Annotated in this window: 5 protein-coding genes; 1 reads left to right on the plus strand and 4 read right to left on the minus strand. The window is 63.1% G+C overall.

Annotation, left to right across the window (positions count from 1 at the left end; genetic code table 11):
• Positions 1–264 precede the first annotated feature (264 nt).
• Complete coding sequence (locus tag MUO23_08800) at positions 265–615, plus strand: hypothetical protein (protein ID MCJ7513052.1); 351 nt, start codon at positions 265–267, stop codon at positions 613–615.
• A gap of 506 nt (positions 616–1,121) precedes the next feature.
• On the opposite strand, the gene MUO23_08805 is transcribed toward MUO23_08800, so the two are convergent.
• From MUO23_08805 to MUO23_08820, 4 genes are all read right to left on the minus strand, one after another.
• On the minus strand, positions 1,122–2,066 hold the full coding sequence (locus MUO23_08805) for an NAD-dependent epimerase/dehydratase family protein (protein ID MCJ7513053.1): 945 nt from the start codon (positions 2,064–2,066) through the stop codon (positions 1,122–1,124).
• A gap of 58 nt (positions 2,067–2,124) precedes the next feature.
• Positions 2,125–2,859 (minus strand): TetR/AcrR family transcriptional regulator, encoded by a 735-nt coding sequence (locus MUO23_08810; protein MCJ7513054.1) that lies wholly within the window; start codon positions 2,857–2,859, stop codon positions 2,125–2,127.
• 328 nt (positions 2,860–3,187) lie between these two features.
• Positions 3,188–4,183 (minus strand): formylglycine-generating enzyme family protein, encoded by a 996-nt coding sequence (locus MUO23_08815; GenBank protein ID MCJ7513055.1) that lies wholly within the window; start codon positions 4,181–4,183, stop codon positions 3,188–3,190.
• A gap of 364 nt (positions 4,184–4,547) precedes the next feature.
• Positions 4,548–5,414, minus strand: coding sequence for a hypothetical protein (locus MUO23_08820; protein ID MCJ7513056.1), 867 nt, complete (start codon positions 5,412–5,414; stop codon positions 4,548–4,550).
• Between the last annotated feature and the right edge of the window lie 61 nt (positions 5,415–5,475).

The raw sequence follows: 5,475 nt of genomic DNA on the forward strand, positions 1-5,475 counted from the left end.
CCGATCCTCGTTGGTCGCGTTCGGAGTTGGCCTGGAAGTGAACGCAAGGTGGCGCGGGTCGCCGTGGGTACACCGCGCCCTCCGGGGTTGCCGCGTCCCAAGACACGACGGCAGACGGGCGGCGTTCGGACCGCTCGTTGCACCCACGGACTCAATGGCGGTTGTCCTCTCCCCTCGCTGACTTGCCTGCCAGCGACAGTCGCCGTACAGTAGTGCGACATCGCACCGTGCCATCCCCCTCGGGCAGGCAGCGAGGAGGCGCGAATGCCGGACCAGGACGTCGATCGCTACCGCAGGATTCGCGACCAACAGCTTCAGGCCCGGGATCCCCTGAAGAAGCAACGCCTGGTTGATCGGGAAGTCGCCCAGAAACGCCGGCGGCTGACGCCTTCGTTTTCCTTCGGCCTGATGTGGCGGGACCTGACGTTCAAGATCCGCTACTCGATCCTCGGCGGGGTGATCGGCCTGATGCTGTTCGCGATCGCCTCGCTGCTCCTGCCTGGGACATGGGGTGTGTGCGTGGGCGGCGGGCTTTTTCCCTTCGCGCTCCTCTTGGGCTTCTTGGTCGGCCGCTATGAAGACTCGGTAGAGAACATCCGCCGCGATCTACATTAGCAGCCCGCCGCGACCTCCAAACCTGAAGGCTCCCTCGCACTCGAGAACTGCCCCACCTCGAGGCGGGTGCACAGGGATCGCAGCTTCCCCGCGACACTACGCTCACGGAACTGACGAGGTTCGGGATGGTGGATGGCGCATGCAGGATGCCCGCAGGGGCTGCGGCATTCACGGGCCGAGATGGAGCTGCCGATGAGGTCCACCGGTACTGTCACAGCAGCCGCACTGTGTGCGACACGGATCGTTTGCAGCCGCACGCCTGAGACCGGGGCGCCGACCGCCACCAGCCGCTTCGGCGACGACGGCCGCGCTTCCGCTTGGGCTTCAGGCTGAGATCCTGCCCGTCGGTACCAGACCGACCTGCCTCATGGACGGAGGGAATCGCACAGGGAGGGGTTGGGGTTTCCCCCCAAGGCCTCGCTTTGTGCTCTGCTCCGGCTGCACACGCCTTGCAGGGCGTCAGCCGGGGGGTGCCCTTCGCCGGGCCGGTAGGTGAGACACGCCGCTCAGTTTTTGGGATGGCTCCGGTACCAGGCCAGAGTGGCCTCGATGGCCTGCGCCAACGGCGTGGGCCGGACCGCGAAGGTCTTCTCGAACTTGCTGCTGTCGACGATGAAGGGCTTCTCGAACTCGTACATCATCTCCACCGCCTCGCGCGCTCCGGGGATGAACAATCCCGCCAAGCGCATCATCCGTTTCGAGATCGCGCTGGACCGGGGCGGGATCCCCAGTTGCTCGCAGACGAGCTGCGCGAATTCGCCCTGGGTGATCGAGGGCCGATCGCTGGGGACGTGCCACGCCTGGCCGAGGGCATCTTCGCGCTCCCCGAGGATGACCAGGCCCTTGCCGAAGTCCCCGATGTAGGTCGCCGTATGCGGCTGATCGAGGCGCCCGCCGAAGCTGGCCGTCTTGCCGGCCAGGGCCGGGTAGAAGACCCGATCTCCGTGGGACGAGTTCAACGCCCAGGGCCCGAAGAAATCGGAGCCGCGCCCGATGGCGACCCGGACGTTGCCGGCCTGGTGGGCGGCCAGCGCCGCCTGCGACATCGCCGCGCGCACCTTGCCCTTGCGTGTGTGCGCGGCGAAGGGTAGGTCTTCGGTTAGCGGGTGTCCGTCGGTGTCGCCGTACATGTACAGGTTCTCGGCGATCACCAGCCGGGTGGAGGTGCCGGTCAGCCCCTCGAGGATTGCAGCCTGCAGCGGGGGGAACTTCTGCGGCCACTCGTGGTACTTGGGCTGGGAACACTGATAGGCGACGGCTGCGTCTTGCACCATGCGCCGGACAGAGGCCGGGTCGTACAGGTCTGCTGCCGCCACCTGCACGCCGGCCGGGGTCTCGGCCATCGTACCGCTGTGGCTGAGCATGCGCACCGTGCGCCCGCGGGCGAGCAATTCCTGCATCACCGACCGTCCGAGTGGACCCGTGCCGAACACAACATGTACCTGAGACATTTGCCCGCTCCTGAGTGAGATTGGGTTGGAAGTTGCCTGGCCGGGATACCCGGCGGCGTCAAGGTGGCGTTGCGAAGTCGACCTGCGAGGTGGCCTGCAGGCCGAGCTGGCGAAGGAAGGCCTCCAACTCGTAGCGGTAGAAGGCCTCGCCCTCGCCGACGAGCGGTTGAATGTGATGGAAGAGCTCGAGCATGACCATACCGTGGATGCGTGCCCAGCCGCTCAACAGCAGAGCCAGCAGGGCATCCGGCATCTCGATGCCGGAGAGCAGTTGCCAGGCGGAGATGGCGTGGTGCGTCTCCTTTGGGACATCGGCATACTCCGCCGGGATCTGCAGCTCCCCCGCTTGGTGCGCTTCGAGGAAGCAGGCGAACAGGCCGAGGAAGGGCCGGCGGGCGAGCGGGATCGTGATGTCGGCCGGCGCGATGTATCCGGGGATCGGATTGCCGTAGATCAGCTGGAAGTCCAGCGGGTGATCGGTCGCCCAGCGCCGATAGGCGAGGCACTGCGCCATTGCCCGGTCGGCGGGACGGGCGGTAGGCGCAGCCGAGTCGGACGCCTGCATGGCCACGCCCAGGTCGGTGAAGGCGTCGATGATCAAGGCGGTGATCAGGTCGTCAAGATGGGGGAAGTAGTTGTAGATCGCCGGGGCGGTGACGCCGAGCTCACGGGCGATGCCCCGCAGCGTCAGACCGGCCGTGCCGCGCTCGGCCATCTGGTGCCGTGCGGCCGCCTTGATCGTCTCCTGTCGGAGGATAGGTCGGGGGGAGCGCTTGCGCTGCGTGCTGGGCATAGGTCACCTTCAGTATTTACACTGTAAATATACAGTGTATACCCCGAACTGTCAAGAGGCAAGCTGGGGGAAAGCACAGCGGGGCATGCAGACAATGTCCCGGCGGATTGCGGCCAGCGAGCCCGCCCGGGGGCGGTCGGGGGGCCTGGGTTCCGGCGACGATCGGTTGGCCGCCGCGCGCGTGCGGCTGGCCTAGGAGTATTCCTCCCGGGGCTGGGAGTCCAGCCAGCTTCCACGCAAACAAGCGGTTCCAGATTGTCGCAGGCCTCCCCGGAGGGAAACGGCCTCCGGGGAACGGTTAGGAATCGAAGAGAAGGGGACTCTAGCCCTATGGCGTGAGTCCACAACGGAACCCGAGGGTGATGTCGGTATCCGCGGGGGAGGCCCACCCGCGGTACGCCGCCCGATTGCCGTCCTCGGGGTCGTGCCACGACCCGCCGCGTAAGACGCGGTATTCGCCGGAATCTGGGCCGCCAGGATTGGCGGAAGGCGAACTCTGGTAGTAGGCCTCATCGACCCAGTCATTCACCCATTCCCATACGTTCCCGACCAAGTCCAATGCTCCGTACGGGCTGGCACCTTGAGGATAACTTCCAACCGGCGAGGTAAGCTGAAAACCGTCATCGAAATCGCTGTTGCCCCGACCCGCCCCCAAATTGACGTCTGCGGAATTCAAGCGTGACCCGTCAAAAGCATTGCCCCAGGGAAATGTTCTGCCGTCCGTGCCACGCGCGGCTTTCTCCCATTCGGCTTCGGTCGGCAGGCGGCGCCCTGCCCATTCACAATACGCCCGAGCATCATTCCACGAAACATGCACCACCGGATGCTCGGCGAGATCCGACAGGCCGGAATCCGGCCCCAGCGGGTGTTGCCAGCCTGCGCCCTGGGTTCGCTCGGTCTTGCCGGTATTGGGATCATATCCGTAGGACGAGCCCGCGTTTTCGGCATCAGCCTGATAACCGGTCTGAGCGACAAAGGCCCCGAACATGTCGTTGGTCACTTCGGTCTGGTCGATCCAGTAGGCATCCAGGAAGACTGTGTGGACAGGCCTCTCATTGGCATAGCTGCTGCTGTCGCTGCCCATCGTGAAATCCCCGCTCGGCACGTAGACCAGCGTCATACCGTCGGTTTCCGACATCCGGGTGGAGCCCATGCTGGGCACTTCCGTATTCACCGGCACTTCCGTAGCCAGCGGCACTTCAGTAGCCACAGGCAGTTCCGTGTTCACCTGCAGGTCGGGGGCAGGTGGCGTGACCGTTCCGGGGACACCGCAGGCCCCCAATAGGATTGCCAGAGCGGACAAGGTGAGTGCGATCTGTCTCATCGGGTCTCCTTCATTCTGGCGCGAGTAGACTCTGTGCGCCTGCGTTTCCTGGACTCACGCCTGACTACGGCGAGAGGCTTCTGCCTATCCCTTCGCTACACTTGCACCTGCACGCGCAATTGCCCGGGTGCAGGTGCCGGAGAGTGCAGATCTGCACCCTCCTGGCGGGAGGAGGGAAGCCGCACGTGCGAGAGGGCATCGGCAATGAGCCGAGGTGCCACCCGTGAATTCAAAGGTGGCAACTCAGGTCAATTGTAGGATTCTCTGTGTTGGGAGTGATTGGACTTGCATGCAGGCCGCCTTGGCAGCCTGCATGCAATCGAGGTGCGTCCAGTCTTCCAGAGGAAATCAGCCGCCGAATCAGCTAGTTGCATTCGGCGGGATTGGCAATCTGGAGTGAGCCGTCCTCCACAAGGAAATAGTTGTAGGTGCGGCTGATGTCGGTCAATAAGGTGGGATCAAAGCCGAATCTCCCTTCAGTCCCCTGGGATTGCAGTTCAAAGCGCGTTATGAAACCGCCGTCACGTGCCACGTACACATATGCGCTGACCAACCCATCGCCCCCCTGCAGGGTGTCGCCGGACAATTCGTACTTGTCGGAAACGAATTCATTGACCTGAATGCCGCTTTCGACGCGTGGCGCCTGGCCGATGAGCCACTCCTGAATCTTGGGGGTGGACTCCAACAAGCTGGGTCCCTGCACCTCTGAAGCGAGGCCGGTATTGCAGAACAGCTCTGGCGCCGCTCCGTTGACGCTGACCATCTGGGCGCTGGTCATCTGATCGCCAATGATAACCGTGTCCGATGACAGGATATTAATACTACCCGTCGTCCCGGGGCTATCTACGTATCCTTCCAATGAAGATGAAAAGCGTTGTGTGGTTTGCGGCTGAGTTTGGACCTCCGCCAAGCCGATCTCTGAGACTTCCTTCGCGACTCCCGTTGTATCCACCCCCGTATATTTGATCGTGCTTTCAAATTTAAACGCCGGCGCGCTGGGAACGATATACAATGCGGGGTTTGTCAGGTCAATCGTTTCGGGACCTGCAGCAGGATCATTGCCGCCCGCCTCCTGAGCTGGAACTGTCGTGGCGACGGGGTTCGTTTGCTCGCTTCCAGGAGTTGGCTCTTTTACAACTTCCGTAGATAGCGCCGTGCCTCCAATAGTACAAGCCAGGCTTGTCATGAGAACTATTGCCAGTGCGAGAATAATGGAGCTTCGATTTTTCATTGCATCCCTCTTGATGGTTGAATATGGTAGACGCTATTTAACATCTTGAGTATGGAGTTCG

Source organism: Anaerolineales bacterium, assembly GCA_022866145.1.
Lineage (GTDB): Bacteria > Chloroflexota > Anaerolineae > Anaerolineales > E44-bin32 > PFL42.